Origin of the sequence: Bradyrhizobium stylosanthis (assembly GCF_001641335.1) — a bacterium.
Lineage (GTDB): Bacteria > Pseudomonadota > Alphaproteobacteria > Rhizobiales > Xanthobacteraceae > Bradyrhizobium > Bradyrhizobium stylosanthis.
Window position 1 is genome coordinate 321,963 of record NZ_LVEM01000004.1, and the last position, 17,657, is coordinate 339,619.

Below are 17,657 nucleotides of genomic sequence, written 5' to 3' on the forward strand. Positions count from 1 at the left end.
TCTTCGATCAAACTTCAATCTTCGAAACCAAGGAACGTCGCGAACTCGTCGATATCGGCCCGCGGCATCAATCTGTCCTGGCTCTGAACCCTGGCCTTGCCGACGGAGATGCCGCACACCACGATCTGCTCCGCCGGAATCGACAGCAGCGGACGCAGGATCCGGTGATACTTCGCGAACGTTTCCTGCGGACAGGACTGCAGCCCGCGGCCCGCCGCCGCGAGCATGACGTTCTGCACGAACATCCCGAGGTCGAGCCAGCTTCCGACTTCGAGACGCCGGTCGATGGTCACGATCAATCCCACGGGCGCGCCGAAGAACGAGTAGTTCTTCGCGGTCTGCCTGCTCCTGCCCTCGGCATCGGCTTGATGAATCCCGAGCGAGCCATAGAACAGCCGGCCGAACTCCTGCCGCCGCCTGAGATAACGATCAGGCAAATCGCTGGCGTAGTATTTGTACTCAGAGACGTGGGCGTCGCGAGAGGTCTCGTGCGCCTCCAGCAGCGCCGCCGAGACGCTGCGCCTGATCTCGCCGGTCAGCACGTAGACGTGCCACGGCTGGATGTTCGCACCGCTTGGCGCGTATCGCGCGACACGGAGGATCTCTTCGATCGTTTGACGGGCAACCGGGGCGTCGCAGAACGCGCGGCATGCGAACCGGCTGGTCAGGATCTCGTCGATCGGGTTCGGCGCGGCGACGCACGCTTCCCCGATTGCCATCACGGCTGCTTCAGGAGCGGACATCCTCCCTCCTCCATCGGCTTGAAGGCTTCGTCTCCGGGAATGGTCGCGAGCAGCTCGTAATAGTCGAACCTGTATTTCGATTGCTGCGGCGACTTGACCCGGAACAGATACATGTCGCGGATCAACCTGCCGTCCTGGCGGATACGGCCGTTCTTCGTCATGAAATCGTTCACGGGCATGTCGCGCATCTTGGCGGCGACGGTCGGTCCATCCAGCGTGCCGGCCGCCTCGACCGCCCTGAGATAGTGCATCACCGCACCATAGGTGCCCGCATGGATCATGGTGGGGACCTTCCGGGTCTTCTCGATGAAGCGAGCCGACCATGCGCGAGTCTCCTCGTTCATGTCCCAGTAGAATGCCGAGCTGAGCATCAGACCTTGTGCATTCTGCAGCCCGAGACTGTGGATGTCCGCGATGAAGACGATGAGACCGGCAAGCTTCTGCTCGCGCGTGATCCCGAATTCGCCGGCCTGCTTGACGGCATTGATGAAGTCACCACCGGCGTTCGCCAGCGCGATCACATCCGCCTTCGAAGACTGCGCCTGCAGCAGGAAGGAGGAGAAATCCGGCGTGTTGATCGGATGCTTGACGGCACCCTTGACCTTGCCGCCGGTCGCATCGATCACCTTGCGGCTGTCGGCCTCGAGCTGCGTGCCAAGCGAATAGTCGGCGGAGAGAAAGAACCAGCTCTTGGCGCCAAGCCGGCTGATCGCCTTCGTCGTGCCCTGCGACAGGGCGTAGGTATCGTAGGTCCAGTGAATGCCGGTGGGCGAGCACTCGTCGCCCGTGAGGCGCGAGGTGGCGGCGCCGGTGGCGAGAAACAGCTTCTTCTTGTCGCGGGTAATGCCCTGGACGGCGAGCGCGACGGCCGAATTGGGAACGTCGAGAATGACCTCGACAGCTTCGTTCTCGATCCAGCGCCGTGCGATCACCGATCCCACGTCGGCCTTGTTCTGGTGGTCGCCGGCAACGATCTGGATGGGGCGCCCCAAAACCTTGCCCTTGAAGTCGTCAACAGCCATTTGCGCCGCGACCACCGACCCCTGCCCGCCGTTGTCGGCATAGAGCGAGGACATGTCGGTCAGCACCCCGAGCTTGACCGGCCCCTCCTCGGCCATCGCTGTGCTCGCGAGCATCAGCGACAGCAGCGTCGCGATGGCCGCCTTGCCGGTACCTGTCGTCGTGGTCGACCTCATGGTTCACCTCCTCCGAACACCGCGACCGGATAATGCCGGGATCGGTTTTTTGCGGAAGTGAAACTCTTGCAGGTTGATCCTGAACGCCCTTCAGTTTGCCCGGCGGGCCGCTCGAGGCGCGGTTCGGTCGTCTGCGCCGGTTGCATCCCGGACGTGCCTGACCTTAACTGGTCGCCATCGCGGCCGCGCCGTCAGCCATCAACGGGATCCTCACCGTGTCGGTTTCATTCAAGACGTTGGACCTGAACCTGCTCAAGGTGTTCGACGCCGTCATGGAGGAAAGGAGCGTCCTGCGCGCCAGCCAGAAAGTCGCGCTCAGCCAGTCCGCCGTCAGCCATTCGCTCGCCCGGCTGCGGGAGATGCTGGAGGACGAATTGTTCGTGCGCACGGCCGCGGGCATGCAACCGACGGCGCGGGCATTGACGATGGCCCCGCAGGTGCGCGAGGCGCTGCGCGTGCTCGAGGCGGCGGTGGAGCTGCCGACCTTCGTTTCGGCAACGTCAACGAGGCAGTTCACGCTCGCGGCCAACGATTTCGCCACGATGGTGCTGGCGTCGCAACTCCTGCAGATCCTCGGGCGCGAGGCGCCGCACATCGACCTGACCATCAAGCCGGTGACGCGGATCGACCTGGCCGAGCAGATCGACCTCGGCCGCATCGACGTTGCGATCGGCGTGTTCTCGCTCCCGCCCAGCCGCTTCCGTACCTCGCTGCTGTTCGAATATGACGACGTGCTGATCGCCAGCAAGAAGCGCAAGCTCGGCCGGCTGGACAAGGCGATGCTGGCGGGGCTGCCGCTGGTGGTGGTCTCCTTCGGCGGCGAGCAGGAGGGCGCGATCGGCGGCTTCATTTCCGAGCGCGGCCTGGCGCGGCGCTCGGAGATGTACGACCGCGACGCGCTCGAGCGAGCCCTCGCCGAGAGCGACCGGCCGCCGCGAATGGCGGTGACGTTGCCGCATTTTCTCGCCGTCCCCGGACTGCTTCAGGACACCGAGCTGGCGGCCATCGTCCCGCGCCCGCTCGCGAAGGCACTGGCGCAGAACTACCCGATCGCGACCTATGAGCTGCCCTATGCCGCGACCCCGCTTGAGGTACGGCTGCTATGGCATGAGCGCGTCGACGGCGAGCCGGCGCACGAATGGCTGCATGACGTCCTGAGACGCGCGGCCGAGAACCTCAGGCGCGGAATGTAGGCGCGCACGGATCACATCAGGAATCGTGGCGCTCGCCGTCGTTCGCCTCGATGGCTGGATCGCTCAAGCGCGCCCCTGACGACCGACGACGAGGCCGTAGAGAAAGAGGAGGATGATGGCACCGACCACGCTTCCGATGAATCCGGCCCCCTCTCCGAACCGGTACCATCCCACGGCCTGACCGAGCCAGGTCGCGACGAATGCACCGACGATCCCGAGGACCGTGGTCAGGATGAATCCCCTGGGCTCATTGTCGCCGGGCATGATGAATTTCGCGATCAGCCCAACGACAAATCCGATGATGATCGTCCACAGGATGCCCATGTCCACCGCTCCATTCGGCCGGGATGCGCATCGATGCGAGACCGACCGCGCGATCGCTTGAAGATCCGGATGATACCCGGGGGCAACGTTGATCTAGATCAATGGGCGGAAGCGGCCAGACCGAAAGCTCGATGCATGGCGATCATCGGCGAGATCACGCACACCACCACCTACCGCTATGCAAAGCCGGTGACGTTCGGCACGCATCGCGCCATGTTCCTGCCGCAGCGCGGCGCCTCGACCCGGCTGCTGCGCTGGTCGGCTCACACCAGCCTGCCTTCAAAGGTGCTCTGGATCACCGATTCCCGCTCCAATGCCGTCACGGTGATGGATTTCAGCGAACCCGGCAGCGAGCTGACATTCACCTTCAAGGTGCGCGGCGTCTATTTCGGCATCAAGGGTCTGGAGGCGTTTCCGCTGGAGCCCCGGGCCGAGGAAGTGCCGGTGCAGTATACGCCGGACGAGTGGACCGACCTTGCCGGCTACCTGCGCCCACATGCCGAGGACGCGGACGGCACGCATGCGGCCTGGACCAAGAGCTTCGTCGCCGGCGATCAGGACCGGACCGCCGACCTGCTGCGCCGGATGCTGGCCGCGTTTCGCCGCGACTTCGACTATCGCGGGCGAGAGGCGCAAGGCACCCAGTCGCCGGGCGAAACGCTGCGCGCGAGATCAGGGACCTGCCGCGACTTTGCCTGGCTGATGATCGAGACGTTGCGCCGGCTTGGCTTTGCCGCGCGTTTCGTCAGCGGCTATCTCTATGACGCGGCGCTCGACGGCGGCGCGGTGGGCATGACCGGCTCCGGCGCAACGCATGCATGGGTGCAGGTGTTCCTGCCCGGCGCCGGATGGCTCGACTACGATCCGACCAACAGCCTGAGCGCCGGCTTCGATCTCATCCCGGTGGCCATTGCGAGGCATCCGGGTCAGGCCGTGCCGCTGGAGGGCTCCTGGTTCGGCGATGCTGGCGATTATCTCGGCATGTCAATCAATGTCGCCGTCAACAAGCTCGGCGAAATGCTCGATCCTTCGGAGGGATAGGCTGCCGGCAGATGCGCGGCGGCCGCTGGCCATGGTGTTCGATCACGACAGCAAGAGGGGACATGGGCTGGTGGACGCCGTCACCACGCCGTTCGAGGTCCTGAAGGGCAGGCTCCGGCAGCTCTACGAAGGCGACACGTTCGGCTGCATCCGATTCCGCTACGCCCTGCTGGTGCTCGACATCGTCACGGTGCTGTTCATCATCGCGACGTCGTTCCTGCCGCGCACCAAGGTCGTCGAGACGCTCGATGTCGTGTTCGGCATCCTGATCCTTGCGGATTTCTCCGCTCGGATGATCATCAGCCGCCAACCGCTGCGCGACCTCGCGCGGCTCTCGACCTGGACCGACATCGTCGTCATCGTCTCGTTCCTCGCGCCGCTCGCCGGAGAAGCCGGCGGATTCCTGCGCGCGTTTCGAACCCTGCGGCTCTTGCGCGACTACCAGATGGTGGCGCGCCTGCGGGTCGACAGCGACTTCTTCCGGCGCAACGAGGAGGTCGTCTTTGCCGTTGCCAATCTCGGCGTGTTCGTCTTCGTGATGACGGGCGTGGTCTACGAGACGCAGAAGTCGCACAACCAGCAGATCGCCAACTATGCCGACGCGCTCTATTTCACGGTCACCGCGTTGACCACGACCGGATTCGGCGACATCACGCTGCCCGGCACCGTCGGGCGCCTGATCACCGTCGTCATCATGATCTTCGGCGTGACGCTGTTCCTGAATCTCGCCAAGGCATTGCTCGCGCCTTCCAAGGTGCGCTTTCCCTGCCCGGTCTGCGGCCTGCAACGCCACGACGTGGACGCGGTGCATTGCAAGGCCTGCGGGACCGTACTCAACATTCCCGACGAAGGCGCGGATTAGGCTGGCACGTGCCGCCGCAGGCCTCCCGCCTCGCAAGCGAGGCGGGAGGCGAGAGGCGAGTGCGCTACCGCTTCTTCCAGTCGATGATGCGGCTCGGGTCGGCGTCGAACTCCATGCTGCAGAACGTGCCGCCCTGGAAATAATCGCCGACCGGATCGGGCTTCAGCTTGGCCTGCTCGGCCATCGCGTGCTCGCGGAAATCCTCGGCGCGCCCCGTCGGGCGATAGCCGAATTCGTAGGCGCGGTGGTTGTCCCACCAGGCGCGCTCGTTGAGCGAGGCGCCGTAGAACACCTCGAAATGGATGTCGGGATGCTCGAGCCCGATGCGGCAGAGCTGCACGAGGTCGTCGGGCTTGAGCCAGATCGAAAGCCGGCGCTGGTCGAGCGGCATGTCGCCGAAATTGCCGATGCGCAGGCACGTGACCTTCATGCCGTGCTTGTCGGCGTAGAGCGCGCCGACCGCCTCGCCGAACACCTTGCTGACGCCGTAGCGGCCGTCGGGGCGCGGGGTGACGTCGGTGCCGATCTTGTGGTGGCGCGGATAGAAGCCGACGGCGTGGTTCGACGAGGCGAACACCACGCGCTTGACGCCCTTGCGGTACGCTGCCTCGAACAGATTGTAGCCGCCGATGATGTTGGCCTGCAGGATCTGGTCCCAGGTGCCTTCGACCGAATAGCCGCCGAAATGGATGATGCCGTCGACGCCCTCGCAGATCGCCTCGCACTGCGCGAGATCGGCAAGGTCGGCCGCCCTGAACTGCTCGTTGGCGCCGAGATCGGCCGGCGGCTTGATGTCGGACAGCAGGAGATCCGGATAGATCGGCGGCAGCAGTTTTCGCAGGCTCGTGCCGATTCCGCCCGAAGCTCCCGTCATCAGAATACGCGGCATGTCTTCCCTCGAAGTTGGTGACCAATTTGCGGTCACGTGTCTCTAATGATAGCAGGAATGTCCAGAGGGAACGAAACGAGAGAACCGACATGAATGAGGCATCGTCCCACCCCCAGGAGCGGCCAGGCTGGCGGCCCGCGAGCTACTACCCCGATCCGGCGATCAAGGCGCTCGATCCCCGCTTCGAAAAACACTGGCTCAAGCTCTCGGCGGTGGAGCGGATCGCGACCGGGCTGCGCTGGGCCGAGGGGCCGGTGTGGGTCGGCGACGGGCGTTATTTGCTGTGCAGCGACATTCCCAACCAGCGCATCCTCAAATGGGAAGAGGAAACCGGCGCGGTCTCGGTGTTCCGCAAACCCTCCAATTTCGCCAACGGCAATACGCGCGACCGCCAGGGCCGGCTCGTCACCTGCGAGCATGGCGGGCGCCGCGTGACCCGCACCGAATATGACGGCAGCATCACGGTGCTGATGGATCAATTCAACGGCAAGCGGTTGAACTCGCCGAACGATGTCGTTGTTAAATCGGACGGCTCGATCTGGTTCACTGATCCGACCTTCGGCCTGCTCGGCAATTACGAGGGCTACAAGGCCGAGAGCGAGATCGATCCGAACGTGTACCGGCTCGATCCGGCGACGGGCAAGGCGACCATCGTCGCGGAGGGCGTGCTCGGGCCGAACGGGCTGTGCTTCTCGCCGGACGAGAAGATCTTGTATGTCGTGGAATCCCGCGGCGTGCCGAACCGCAAGATCCTGGCCTATGACGTCTCGCCTGAGGGCACCACGATCTCCAACAAGCGCGTCCACATCGATGCGGGTCCGGGCACGCCTGATGGCATGCGCTGCGACATCGACGGCAATCTCTGGTGCGGCTGGGGCATGGGCGATCCCGAACTCGACGGCGTCGTGGTGTTCGCGCCCGACGGCGTCATGATCGGCCGCATCGCATTGCCCGAACGGTGTGCCAACGTCTGCTTCGGCGGCGTCCAGCGCAACCGCCTGTTCATGGCGGCGAGCCAGTCGATCTACGCGCTGTATGTGAACACGCAGGGCGCGGTGGGGGGATAGGCGCGCCACACCGACGGTCCCGTAGGGTGGGCAAAGCGAAGCGTGCCCACCATCTCTTAATCGTCGCGCAAATTCGTGGGCACGTCGCTTCGCGCCCTTGCCCACCCTACGGCACCGTCTTCCGTCATTGCGAGCGTAGCGAAGCAATCCAGGCCGCCGCTGCGGGCGCACTCTGGATTGCTTCGTCGCTTCGCTCCTCGCAATGACGAAACGAAAAACGCCGGAGCGGTTGCCCGCTCCGGCGTCATTTTGTTCACGCGCTAAAACTTACGCCGCGTTGAAGCCGGCGACCGCCTTCACTTCGAGGAAGTCCTCGAGGCCGTACTTGCCCCACTCGCGGCCGTTGCCGGACTGCTTGTAGCCGCCGAACGGCGCGGTGCGGTCGTTGGGTACGCCCTGGAGGTTGACGTTGCCGGCGCGGATCTGGCGGCCGACGCGCTTGGCGTCCTCGACCGACGGACCCGAGACGTAGCCCGCAAGACCGTACGGCGTATCGTTGGCGATGTGCACCGCCTCGGCTTCGTCCTTGGCGCCGAGGATGGTCAGCACCGGTCCAAAGATCTCTTCGCGCGCGATGGTCATCTCGGGGGTGACGTCGGCGAAGATGGTCGGACGGACATAGAAGCCCTTGTTGACGCCCTCGGGCAGGCCCGGGCCGCCGGCGACGAGGGTTGCGCCCTCGTCGATGCCCTTCTTGATCAGCGCCTGGATCTTGTCCCACTGGCCGCGGTTGACGACCGGACCGATGGTGGTGCCTTCGCCGCGCGGATCGCCGGCCTTGGTCTTGTCGGCGACGGCCTTCGCGATCGCGGCGACTTCCTTCATCTTGGAGGCCGGCACGATCATGCGCGAGGGCGCGTTGCAGGACTGGCCGGAGTTGTTGAACATGTGCATCACGCCGCCGGTCACCGCCTTCGTGAGGTCGGCGCCTTCGAGGATCACGTTCGGCGACTTGCCGCCGAGCTCCTGGCTGACGCGCTTCACCGTCGGCGCAGCGCGCTTGGCAACATCGATGCCGGCGCGGGTCGAGCCGGTGAAGGAGATCATGTCGATGTCAGGATGCTCGCTCATGGCGGCGCCGACCTCGGGGCCGAGGCCGTTGACGAGGTTGAACACGCCCTTCGGCACGCCTGCTTCATGCAGGATCTCGGCGAAGATCAGCGCCGAGGTCGGGGTGAACTCGCTGGGCTTCAGGATCATGGTGCAGCCGGCCGCGAGTGCAGGCGCGACCTTGCAGGCGATCTGGTTGAGCGGCCAGTTCCAGGGCGTGATCATGCCGACCACGCCGACCGGCTCGCGCAGCACCATGGCGGTGCCGACCGGCTCCTCGAAATGATAGTTCTTGAGCACGTCGAGCGTGGTCATGAGATGGCCGAGGCCGGCGCCGGCCTGCAGCTTCTCCGCCATCGGCAACGGGGCGCCCATCTCGTCGGAGACGGCGGCGCCGATCTCCTTGAGGCGGCCCTTGTAGATCTCAATGATTTTCGAGAGCAGCGCGACGCGCTCCTCGCGGCTGGTCTGGGAGAACGTTGCGAAGGCGCGCTTGGCGGCGGCAACGGCCTTGTCCACATCGGCCTTGGAGCCGAGCGCAACCTCGTACATCGCCTCTTCCGTCGCGGGATTGACCACGGCGGTGGACTTCTTGACGGCGGGATCGACCCAGGCGCCGTCGATGTAGAATTGCATGCGATTGACCATCGTTAACCTCTTCTTGGGGGCTTGGAGGGGGCGTTTCGGCAGGCATCCTTGCACGAAAGCGCCAGCAATTGAACCCGCCATATGCGGGGCCAGCGTTGCGGCGGACGCGCGGAATATGGGACTTGGTTCAGACCGAGGCAAGCGCGGCCATGGGTCCCGGTTCAGCACCGCGGCACTTCGCGCAGCAGTGCGCCCGCGACACGAAATTAGAACACGTGTAGACACTCTCGTGCCCCGGAAGCAGCGCAGCACTTCCCCGGCGATGCGGAGCATCGTCCGGAGTGATGCGCTGCTGAGCCGGGGCCCATGCGGCCGGTTACCCCGACTACACCGCCATCTTCCGGTGCAGCACCGGTGCGCCGGTGGTGAGACTTTCGGCCGCATCGATGATGGCGTTGGCGTCGATGCCGTAGTGCCGATAAAGGTCCGCGATGCTGCCGGTCTGGCCGAACTGCTCGACGCCGAGCGCCTCGACGCGATGGCCGCGGACACTGCCGAGCCAGCCGAGCGCGGAGGGATGGCCGTCGATCACGGTCACGATGCCGCAGTCGCGCGGCAGCGGCGCGAGCAGCCTTTCGATGCGGCTGAGATGCTGCACGCCGCGCCGGTCCCGCCGCAATTTTCGCGCGGCAGTCCAGCCCGCATGCAGGCGATCCGCCGAGGTGATCGCGAGCAGGCCGATATCGCGCCGGCTCTCGCCGATGAAGCCGGTGGCCTCGATTGCCTCGGGCGCGACCGCGCCGGTATAGGCGATCACGACCTCGGCATTGGGGCCGGGCTTACGCAGCCAGTAGGCGCCGTCGGTGATGCCCTGCTGCAGTTCCGGCGTCATGATCCGCTGCGCCTGCTCGATGCTGCGCGTCGAAAGCCGCAAGTAAACCGAGCCGCCCTCGCCGGGATCGCGCTGCATGTGCTCGAAACCCCAGCCCATGATCACGGCGAGCTCGTCGACGAAGGCCGGCTCGAACGAGGCGAGCCCGTCCTGCGCCATGCCGATCAGCGGCGTCGCGATCGACTGGTGAGCGCCACCCTCGGGCGCGAGCGTGATGCCCGATGGCGTCGCCGCGACCATGAAGCGCGCATCCTGGTAGCAGGCATAGTTCAGCGCATCGAGGCCGCGCTCGATGAAGGGATCGTAGAGCGTGCCGACCGGCAAGAGCCGCGCGCCGTTGATCTGGTGCGACAGGCCGAGCGCCGAGAGCATGATGAACAGGTTCATCTCGGCAATGCCGAGCTCGAGATGCTGGCCCTTGGGCGAGAAGTCCCAGTTGAAGGTGGACGGAATTTTCTCGCTGCGGAATAAGTCGGCCTTCTCGCCGCGCGCGAACAGGCCGCGCCGGTTCACCCAGGGACCGAGATTGGTCGAAACGGTGACGTCGGGCGAGGTCGTGACGATGCGCTGGGCGAGTTCGCTGTCGCCGCGCGCGATCTCGTTCAGCACGAGGCCAAAGCCTTGTTGCGTGGACATCTGCGGCGACGGCTTGAAGGCGAGCTGCTGCGGGACTTCGACCGCCGGAGCCGTCAGCCTGCGTCCATCCTTGTTGAACGGCACGCGCGCAAGGAACGCGTCGAGCTCGGCCGCGTCCTGCGTCAGGCCCTCGTACTTGTCCCACTCATGGCCGGGACGGATGTTCTGGCTGTCGCGATATTTCTCCATCTGCGCGACCGTCATCAGACCGGCATGGTTGTCCTTGTGGCCCTGGAACGGCAGGCCGACGCCCTTGATGGTGTAGGCGATGAAGCAGACCGGGCGATCGTGATCGATGGATTCGAACGCCTCCAGCATGCTCGCCATGTCGTGGCCGCCGAGGTTCGACATCAGCGCCAGCAGCTCCTCGTCGCTGCGCTTGTCGATCAGTTTCGTGATCGGCCCCTGGTCGCCGATCTCGTCATGCAGATGCTTGCGGAAGGCGGCGCCGCCCTGGAAGCACAGCGCGGCGTAGAGCGCGTTCGGGCAATTGTCGATCCAGCGCTTCAGCGCCTCGCCGCCGGGCTCGGCAAAGGCCTCGCGCATCAAGCGGCCGTATTTCACGATGACGACGTCCCAGCCGAAATTGCGGAACATGGTCTCGAACTTTTCCCAGAGCCCTTCGCGCACGACGGCATCGAGCGACTGGCGGTTATAGTCCACCACCCACCAGGTGTTGCGCAGGCCGTGCTTCCAGCCCTCGGCCAGCGCCTCGAAGATATTGCCCTCGTCCATCTCGGCGTCGCCGACCAGCGCGATCATCCGCCCCTCGCGGCGATCCTTCATCCAGCCATGCGCCTTGACGTAGTCCTGCACCAGCGAGGCGAACAGCGTCTGCGCGACACCGAGACCGACCGAGCCGGTGGAGAAGTCGACGTCGTCGACGTCCTTGGTGCGCGAGGGATAGGACTGCGCGCCCTTGAAGCCGCGGAAATTCTCCAGCTTCTCGCGGCTCTGCCGGCCGAACAGATATTGAATGGCGTGAAACACCGGGCTCGCATGCGGCTTCACCGCGACGCGGTCCTCAGGGCGCAGCACGCTGAAATACAGCGCCGACATGATGGTCGCGAGCGAGGCTGAGGAGGCCTGGTGGCCGCCGACCTTGAGGCCATCCGCATTGGGGCGGACGTGGTTGGCGTGATGGATGGTCCATGACGACAGCCAGAGTGCCTTGCGGGCCAGTGCGGTCAACGTGTCCAGACGGGCGGAATCAACGGGCATGGCAATGCTCCCGGAAAACAGGTGTGCCGATGATACGCCTGCCGGAAGCGCCAAACTTCTCAATTTTTCGCACCATACCTGCCAATATTGGGATAATTTCCCAATCAAATGCCTCCTGATGCAGGTTCCATCCCAATGCCCGAGCTCGACGCCATCGACCGCAAGATCCTCAGCTACCTCCAGAACGACAGCCGCCTGACCATGCAGGAGCTCGCCGACAAGGTCGGGCTCTCGGTGTCGCCCTGCCATCGCCGGGTCAAGCTGCTTGAGGAGCGCGGCGTCATCTCGCGCTATATCGCGACCGTCGACCAGAAGGCGCTGGGACTGCATGTCAGCGTCTTCATCTCGATCAAGCTGGCGCGGCAGAAGGAAGAGGACCTCAACCGCTTCGCCCGCGCCATCTCGAAATGGGACGAGGTGCTGGAGTGCTATCTGATGACCGGCAACCGCGACTATCTCCTGCGCGTCGTCGCCGCCGACCTCGCCTCCTACGAGACCTTCCTCAAGACCAAGCTGACCCGGCTCGACGGCATCGCCTCGATCGAGTCCAGCTTTGCGCTGAGCCAGGTGAAGTATTCGATCGCGTTGCCGGTCTGACCGGCCGTCCTGGGCCATTTTGAGCCACCTCGGCCCGGGCGGCCGCCGGTGTCACATGGGCGCAATAAACCCCGTTGATGGTCGGGGCGACAGCCGTCCTTGGCCCGAGAGAGAGACTCATGACTGCATCCGACCGCACCCCCGAAATGGCCAAACGCGAGCGCATCATCCGGGAGATGACCGACGATCTCGACGAGGAGCTGGAGCTGGAGCTCGATGACGCCCGTCTCGACGAGCTCCTGGACGAGACCGACGCCGCCGGCCCGGCGGTCGACCGCAAACTCTATTTCCGTGWGCTGCTCCGCCTCCAGGGCGAGCTGGTCAAACTGCAGGACTGGGTACAAGCCGAGAAGAAGAAGGTCGTCGTGCTGTTCGAGGGCCGCGACTCCGCCGGCAAGGGCGGCGTCATCAAGCGCATCACCCAGCGCCTCAATCCCCGCATCTGCCGCGTCGCCGCCCTGCCCGCGCCGAGCGAGCGCGAGCGCACGCAATGGTACTTCCAGCGCTATGTCTCGCATCTGCCCGCTGGCGGCGAGATCGTCCTGTTCGACCGCAGCTGGTACAACCGCGCCGGCGTCGAGCGGGTGATGGGCTTCTGCACCGAGGAGGACTACCAGGAGTTCTTCAAGACGGTGCCGGAGTTCGAGCGCATGCTGATCCGCTCGGGCATCATCCTGGTCAAGTACTGGTTCTCGATCACCGACGACGAGCAGCAGTTCCGCTTCACGATGCGCATCAAGGATCCGCTCAAGCAGTGGAAGCTGAGCCCGATGGACGTCGAGGCCCGCAGCCGCTGGGAGGCCTATACCAAGGCCAAGGAGACCATGCTCGAGCACACCCACCTGCCGGACAGCCCATGGTGGATCGTCGATGCCGTGGACAAGAAGCGCGCCCGGCTCAACTGCATCTCGCATCTCTTGACCCAGATCCCGTACCAGGAGGTGGGGCGGACCCCGGTGGTGCTGCCGGCGCGCGTGCGCAACCCGGACTATCACCGCGGCCCGGTCCCGGCGGAGATGTACGTGCCGTCGAAGTATTGAGGACGTCTCGTAGGGTGGGTTAGACGAGCAGTTGCGCGAAGCGCAACTGGGCGGCGTAACCCACCTCTTCTGTCGTCTGCCGAAAGAGAAGTGGTGGGTTACGCCATGCGGACCGCGCTTCGCGCAGCCGCAGGGCTAACCCACCCTACGCAGCAATCATCACCGCCATGGCTGCACGATGATCTTGGTGTGCGCTTCGGGATTGGCGAGATCGGCGAACGCCTTTGCGACGCCGTCGATGCCGACTTCCGCGGTCACCATCGCCGCCGCATCCACCTGCCCTTCCGCAATCAGGCGCAGCGAGGCCGCGAATTCGTCCGGCGTGTAGCCGAGCACGTACTGGACGTTCAGCTCCTTCATGATGCCGAGCATGGGCTCGCTCCGGTCGGTCTCCATGCAGACGCCGACCACGACGATGCGCGCATCGCGCGGCGCACCTTCGAACACCTGCTGCAGCAAGCCGGGCACGCCGACGCATTCGAAGATGATCGCGGGCTTGAGCGCCGGCAGCATCGCCTGCAGCGGCGGCCGCGCGGCCTTCTCGGCCTCCGACATCTGCGCGTGCTCGGCCCAAGTGGCGTAGGGCTGCGACACCCTGGGATCGACGACGATGTCGGCGCCGAGCTTTGCCGCGAGCGCGCGCCGCGCCGGCGAATAGTCGGCGGCGACGATCGGATGCAGACCCCTGATCTTCAGCGCCGCGATCACCGCGAGCCCGACCGGGCCGCAGCCGATCACGAGCGGCACCTCGCCGCCCCGGATGTTGGCCTTGGCCACGGCGTGAACACCGACCGCGAGCGGCTCGGTCAGCGCGGCGTGCTCCGGCGCCAGGCCGTTCGGGACTTCGAGCAACAGCGCTTCGCTGAGCAGCATCGCCTCGGCGTAGCCGCCGACATTCTCGTTGGAATAGCCGATGCCTTCGATGCCCTGCGGCGTCACCAGGGCCGGCAAAGAGCAAACGTGCGTTCCCGGCTTGAGCTTCCGCGACGTACCGGGGCCGAATTCGACGACCTCGCAACAGAACTCGTGGCCGAACACGACGTCGCGGCTGAGGTCCATCGGCTTCCGCCCGACCTTCTTCGCCATCTCGACCATGCGGGGCGCGTGCTGGCGCGCGTGCAGATCGGAGCCGCAGATGCCGCAGGCGAGCGTCTTGACCAGAACCTGGCCGGGGCCGGGCTTCGGCTCGGCGATCCGATCGACGACAATCTCACCGTTCCTGAAAATCGCAGCGCGCATCCGGCTCTCCCCTGTTGTTGGGGCCGGTCATAGCAGAAGCAGGACGCGCGAACTTGCGTCAGGGGTTCGGGGAACGCTCTTCCAGCACCAGCAGCTGGGCGCGGCGGACGCGCTCGCGATGGGCAATATAGAGACCGCTGGCGACGATGAAGGCGGCGCCCGTGATGGTCCAGATATCCGGCAACTCGCCGAAGATGAAGAAGCCCAGAATGCTGACCCACAGCAATTGCGTGTAGGAGAACGGCGCCAGCACCGAGGCATCGCCGTAGCGATAAGCGAGCACGACGATCCACTGGCCGACAGTCGAGGCAACACCGATCAGGATGCCGAACCCGATCGCGCTCCAGCTCGGCGTCACCCAGACGAACGGCACCATCAGGCTCATGATCGCAAAGCCCGTGAGCGCGGAGTAAGCCATGGTGGTCACCACGGCTTCGCGACCGCTCATCATGCGCGTCATGATCAACGCCGCAGCCCAGCAGAACGCAGAGACGATCGGAAAGAACGCGGCAACGTGAAACGCGCTCGAGCCGGGACGAATGATGATGATCACGCCGATCAGGCCGATTGCGGTCGCGATCCAGCGGCGCATGCCGACCTTCTCGCTCAGAAAGATGATCGAGAGCGCCGTGACGAACAGCGGCGAGACGAAGCCGGTGGCGGAGGCTTCCGCAATGGGGAGAAAGCTCAAGCCCGTGATGAAGAACAGCGAAGAGCCGAGCAACGCCGTGCCGCGCATCAGTTGCAGGCCGAGACGTTCGGTACGCATCGCATGCAGCGGCGAGCCCGGCAGCATCACCGGCGTGAACATCAGCGCGAAGGTGGCCATGCGGATCCAGGTAATCTCGATCGACGGCAGGCTCGACGACAGATATTTCGAGGTGACGTCGGAGCAGCCGAGGAAGATCGTCGACAGCAGAACCAGCGCGATGCCCTTGAAGGGATGATCGACGCGCGCAGGCGCACGACGAGCCTCCTGCTTCTTCTCCGGCACGGCAGGCATGGGAATACTGTCGAGCCTTGCGGCTACGGCGGGGGGCGGCGTCACGGCTGGAACCTGGGAAAATACGATTCGGGAACGAGTGTAAAAAACGACAAAAGCGCCGCTTTCACAACTTCCGAAAACAGGATGCCGATATGCGCTCAGGTCCGCGCGCGTCAATACTCCATTAATAATAGGGGTTTGTGCACTACAGCATGGGCAAACCGCGCGGCTTCGGACCGCGCGGAAACGCCGCATCAAGCGCCGAAATCTCCTCTTTCGTCAGCACGAGATCGCCGGCAGCCGCATTTTCGGCGGCATGTTCCGCGGATGACGCCTTTGGGATCGTGAACACCGTAGTTGCACGGGTGAGGAAGCTCAGGGCGACCTGACGCGGCGTCGCGCGACGCGCATCAGCAATGCGCGCGAGCACTGCGCCGCCCTTGCTGCGCTCATCCGGGAAATCGTCGTGCCCGAACGGCGAGTACGCGACGACGGCGACATCATGCTTCTCGCACCACGGGATCACCGCATGCTCGATCGCGCGTTCCCTCAGGTGATAGAGCACTTGATTGCAGGCGATCTTGCCCTTGCCGGACACGGCCAGGATTTCGTCGAGATCATCCACGTCGAAGTTCGAGACGCCCCAGGATTTGATCTTGCCTGATGTCACCAATTCCTCGAACGCGGCGACGGTATCTTCGAGATCATACGACCCGCGCCAGTGCAGCAGATAGCAATCGAGACGATCCGTCTTCAGCCGCTTCAGCGAGCGTTCGCAAGCAGTGATGGTGCCACGGCGCGAGGCGTTGCTCGGCAACACTTTCGAGACCAGGAACACCTCGTCGCGCCGGCCCGCGATCGCGTCGGCAATGACGAGCTCGGCATCGCCGTACATCTCGGCGGTATCGATGTGGGTCATGCCGAGATCGAGCCCGCGCTGAAGCGCCGCGATCGCCCGCTTGCGATCGCCGTGATCGAGATACCAGGTGCCCTGCCCGATGATGGAGACGCTGGCGCCGGTCTTGCCGAAGGGCTTGCTGTTCATGTCAAAGCTCACAGTCCGCTGATATCGGCGACCAGCACGCTGCCGGTCGCAGACTCCGTGATATAGAGCTGATCCTTCTTCGCGCCACCGATGGCGACATTGGTGCAGTTCGCGCCCGCGCACGACTTGATCCGCGCGATCAGTTCCCCGTTCGGCGCGAACACGAAGACATGGCCGAGCGAGGCGTGGCCGACGAACAGGCGCCCCTTCGCATCCATGGTCATGCCGTCAGGCCCCGAGGTGCCGAACAGCGAGCAAAAGCGACCGACCTTGGACACGCTGCCGTCCTTCATGAACGGCAGCCGCCACACCGCATTGTCGCGCGTCATCGCGACGAACAGCACGGTTTCGCTGGGGTCGAGCACCAGGCCGTTCGGGCTGATGCCGGTGTCGATCAAGCAATCCAGCCGGCCATTGGGCGTGAGACGATAGACGCGCCCGCTCGGGTCGTGCAGGCCGGTCTGGCCCTGGTCGGTGAAGAAGATATCGCCATTGGAGGCGAGATGCAGATCGTTGCAGCCGCGGAAGGACTCCGAATTGCGCGCGGTCAGGATGGGCTTGATCTTCCCGGCCTTCGCGTCGAGCTCCATGATGCCGTGCATGTAGTCGGCAACCAGGATGCGGCCGTCGGCTGCGATCTTCAGCCCGTTCGGCCAGCCCTCATATTCGATCACGAGCGACCATTCGCCGCCGGGCGCGATCCGGAAGATGCGACCGAAGGGAATGTCGACGATGTAGAGATTGCCGTCGCCGTCGAACGACGGCCCTTCGATGAAGCTGTCCGTCGGCACGCCCGGACGGTTGGCGTCCGCCCAATCGGTCCGCTCGCCCTTGCGGCGGAACCTGTCGGGCATGGCGGAGAAAAGCTTGGTCTCGATCAGGCGCGGCGGCGTTTCCAGGTACATCATTGTTTTTATGATTGTTGAGGGGGCGGGATTGGGAGCATAGGACACAATCAACGGCGCGTCGAATGCTCGCGAGGTATGGCAGCGCTGAGAACAACGGGTTGTGCCGCACACACCGTCGTCCCGGCGCAGGCCGGGCCCATA

At 64.8% G+C, this 17,657-nt stretch carries 16 protein-coding genes; 6 read left to right on the forward strand and 10 right to left on the reverse strand.

Annotation, left to right across the window (positions count from 1 at the left end):
* Positions 1–14: 14 nt before the first annotated feature.
* On the reverse strand, positions 15–743 hold the full coding sequence (locus A7X65_RS27985) for a nitroreductase (RefSeq protein WP_063691351.1): 729 nt from the start codon (positions 741–743) through the stop codon (positions 15–17).
* A complete protein-coding gene (locus A7X65_RS27990; RefSeq protein ID WP_063691352.1) occupies positions 719–1,939 on the reverse strand; it encodes an ABC transporter substrate-binding protein in 1,221 nt (406 codons plus the stop codon). Before A7X65_RS27990 ends, A7X65_RS27985 begins: the two co-directional genes overlap by 25 nt.
* A gap of 215 nt (positions 1,940–2,154) precedes the next feature.
* Between A7X65_RS27990 and A7X65_RS27995 the strand changes: the two genes are divergently transcribed.
* Positions 2,155–3,132 carry a LysR family transcriptional regulator gene (locus A7X65_RS27995; RefSeq protein WP_063691354.1) on the forward strand — a complete coding sequence of 326 codons (978 nt, stop codon included), beginning with the start codon at positions 2,155–2,157 and terminating at the stop codon, positions 3,130–3,132.
* Between the two features lie 63 nt (positions 3,133–3,195).
* On the opposite strand, the gene A7X65_RS28000 is transcribed toward A7X65_RS27995, so the two are convergent.
* On the reverse strand, positions 3,196–3,456 hold the full coding sequence (locus A7X65_RS28000; RefSeq protein WP_063691356.1) for a GlsB/YeaQ/YmgE family stress response membrane protein: 261 nt from the start codon (positions 3,454–3,456) through the stop codon (positions 3,196–3,198).
* 135 nt (positions 3,457–3,591) lie between these two features.
* On the opposite strand from A7X65_RS28000, the gene A7X65_RS28005 reads away from it, so the two are divergent.
* Together A7X65_RS28005 and A7X65_RS28010 are read left to right on the forward strand one after the other, a co-directional pair.
* Complete coding sequence (locus A7X65_RS28005; protein WP_063691358.1) at positions 3,592–4,497, forward strand: transglutaminase family protein; 906 nt, start codon at positions 3,592–3,594, stop codon at positions 4,495–4,497.
* A 31-nt stretch (positions 4,498–4,528) separates the two neighbouring features.
* On the forward strand, positions 4,529–5,359 hold the full coding sequence (locus A7X65_RS28010) for a potassium channel family protein (protein ID WP_082885086.1): 831 nt from the start codon (positions 4,529–4,531) through the stop codon (positions 5,357–5,359).
* A 64-nt stretch (positions 5,360–5,423) separates the two neighbouring features.
* Here A7X65_RS28010 and A7X65_RS28015 read toward each other — a convergent pair whose 3' ends face one another.
* Entirely contained in the window at positions 5,424–6,248 is an 825-nt protein-coding gene (locus tag A7X65_RS28015) for an NAD-dependent epimerase/dehydratase family protein (RefSeq protein ID WP_063691360.1), read from the reverse strand.
* An 89-nt stretch (positions 6,249–6,337) separates the two neighbouring features.
* Here A7X65_RS28015 and A7X65_RS28020 point away from each other — a divergent pair, with 89 nt between their 5' ends.
* Positions 6,338–7,315: an SMP-30/gluconolactonase/LRE family protein gene (locus A7X65_RS28020; protein WP_063691362.1), complete on the forward strand. Its 978-nt coding sequence runs from the start codon at positions 6,338–6,340 to the stop codon at positions 7,313–7,315.
* Positions 7,316–7,582: 267 nt separating this feature from the next.
* On the opposite strand, the gene A7X65_RS28025 is transcribed toward A7X65_RS28020, so the two are convergent.
* Entirely contained in the window at positions 7,583–9,013 is a 1,431-nt protein-coding gene (locus A7X65_RS28025; protein WP_063691364.1) for an aldehyde dehydrogenase family protein, read from the reverse strand.
* 325 nt (positions 9,014–9,338) lie between these two features.
* Positions 9,339–11,702 carry a transketolase gene (locus tag A7X65_RS28030; RefSeq protein ID WP_063691366.1) on the reverse strand — a complete coding sequence of 788 codons (2,364 nt, stop codon included), beginning with the start codon at positions 11,700–11,702 and terminating at the stop codon, positions 9,339–9,341.
* 135 nt (positions 11,703–11,837) lie between these two features.
* Between A7X65_RS28030 and A7X65_RS28035 the strand changes: the two genes are divergently transcribed.
* Both A7X65_RS28035 and ppk2 read left to right on the forward strand, forming a co-directional pair.
* Positions 11,838–12,299: an Lrp/AsnC family transcriptional regulator gene (locus tag A7X65_RS28035; RefSeq protein ID WP_027546512.1), complete on the forward strand. Its 462-nt coding sequence runs from the start codon at positions 11,838–11,840 to the stop codon at positions 12,297–12,299.
* A gap of 119 nt (positions 12,300–12,418) precedes the next feature.
* Positions 12,419–13,339 carry a polyphosphate kinase 2 gene (gene ppk2, locus A7X65_RS28040; protein WP_063691370.1) on the forward strand — a complete coding sequence of 307 codons (921 nt, stop codon included), beginning with the start codon at positions 12,419–12,421 and terminating at the stop codon, positions 13,337–13,339.
* A gap of 159 nt (positions 13,340–13,498) precedes the next feature.
* On the opposite strand, the gene A7X65_RS28045 is transcribed toward ppk2, so the two are convergent.
* From A7X65_RS28045 to A7X65_RS28060, 4 genes are all read right to left on the reverse strand, one after another.
* Positions 13,499–14,578 (reverse strand): zinc-binding dehydrogenase, encoded by a 1,080-nt coding sequence (locus A7X65_RS28045; protein ID WP_063691371.1) that lies wholly within the window; start codon positions 14,576–14,578, stop codon positions 13,499–13,501.
* Positions 14,579–14,636: 58 nt separating this feature from the next.
* Complete coding sequence (locus A7X65_RS28050; protein WP_063691372.1) at positions 14,637–15,581, reverse strand: DMT family transporter; 945 nt, start codon at positions 15,579–15,581, stop codon at positions 14,637–14,639.
* A gap of 187 nt (positions 15,582–15,768) precedes the next feature.
* Positions 15,769–16,608: an aldo/keto reductase gene (locus tag A7X65_RS28055; RefSeq protein WP_063691376.1), complete on the reverse strand. Its 840-nt coding sequence runs from the start codon at positions 16,606–16,608 to the stop codon at positions 15,769–15,771.
* A gap of 8 nt (positions 16,609–16,616) precedes the next feature.
* On the reverse strand, positions 16,617–17,513 hold the full coding sequence (locus A7X65_RS28060; protein WP_063691379.1) for an SMP-30/gluconolactonase/LRE family protein: 897 nt from the start codon (positions 17,511–17,513) through the stop codon (positions 16,617–16,619).
* Positions 17,514–17,657: the final 144 nt, after the last annotated feature.

Coding starts and splice junctions, on each gene's coding strand:
- A7X65_RS27985 (WP_063691351.1), bottom strand. CDS start 743: ATGTCCGCTCCTGAAGCAGCCGTGATGGCAATCGGGGAAGCGTGCGTC.
- A7X65_RS27990 (WP_063691352.1), bottom strand. CDS start 1,939: ATGAGGTCGACCACGACGACAGGTACCGGCAAGGCGGCCATCGCGACG.
- A7X65_RS28000 (WP_063691356.1), bottom strand. CDS start 3,456: ATGGGCATCCTGTGGACGATCATCATCGGATTTGTCGTTGGGCTGATC.
- A7X65_RS28005 (WP_063691358.1), top strand. CDS start 3,592: ATGGCGATCATCGGCGAGATCACGCACACCACCACCTACCGCTATGCA.
- A7X65_RS28010 (WP_082885086.1), top strand. CDS start 4,529: ATGGTGTTCGATCACGACAGCAAGAGGGGACATGGGCTGGTGGACGCC.
- A7X65_RS28015 (WP_063691360.1), bottom strand. CDS start 6,248: ATGCCGCGTATTCTGATGACGGGAGCTTCGGGCGGAATCGGCACGAGC.
- A7X65_RS28020 (WP_063691362.1), top strand. CDS start 6,338: ATGAATGAGGCATCGTCCCACCCCCAGGAGCGGCCAGGCTGGCGGCCC.
- A7X65_RS28025 (WP_063691364.1), bottom strand. CDS start 9,013: ATGGTCAATCGCATGCAATTCTACATCGACGGCGCCTGGGTCGATCCC.
- A7X65_RS28030 (WP_063691366.1), bottom strand. CDS start 11,702: ATGCCCGTTGATTCCGCCCGTCTGGACACGTTGACCGCACTGGCCCGC.
- A7X65_RS28035 (WP_027546512.1), top strand. CDS start 11,838: ATGCCCGAGCTCGACGCCATCGACCGCAAGATCCTCAGCTACCTCCAG.
- A7X65_RS28045 (WP_063691371.1), bottom strand. CDS start 14,578: ATGCGCGCTGCGATTTTCAGGAACGGTGAGATTGTCGTCGATCGGATC.
- A7X65_RS28050 (WP_063691372.1), bottom strand. CDS start 15,581: ATGCCTGCCGTGCCGGAGAAGAAGCAGGAGGCTCGTCGTGCGCCTGCG.
- A7X65_RS28055 (WP_063691376.1), bottom strand. CDS start 16,608: ATGAACAGCAAGCCCTTCGGCAAGACCGGCGCCAGCGTCTCCATCATC.
- A7X65_RS28060 (WP_063691379.1), bottom strand. CDS start 17,513: ATGTACCTGGAAACGCCGCCGCGCCTGATCGAGACCAAGCTTTTCTCC.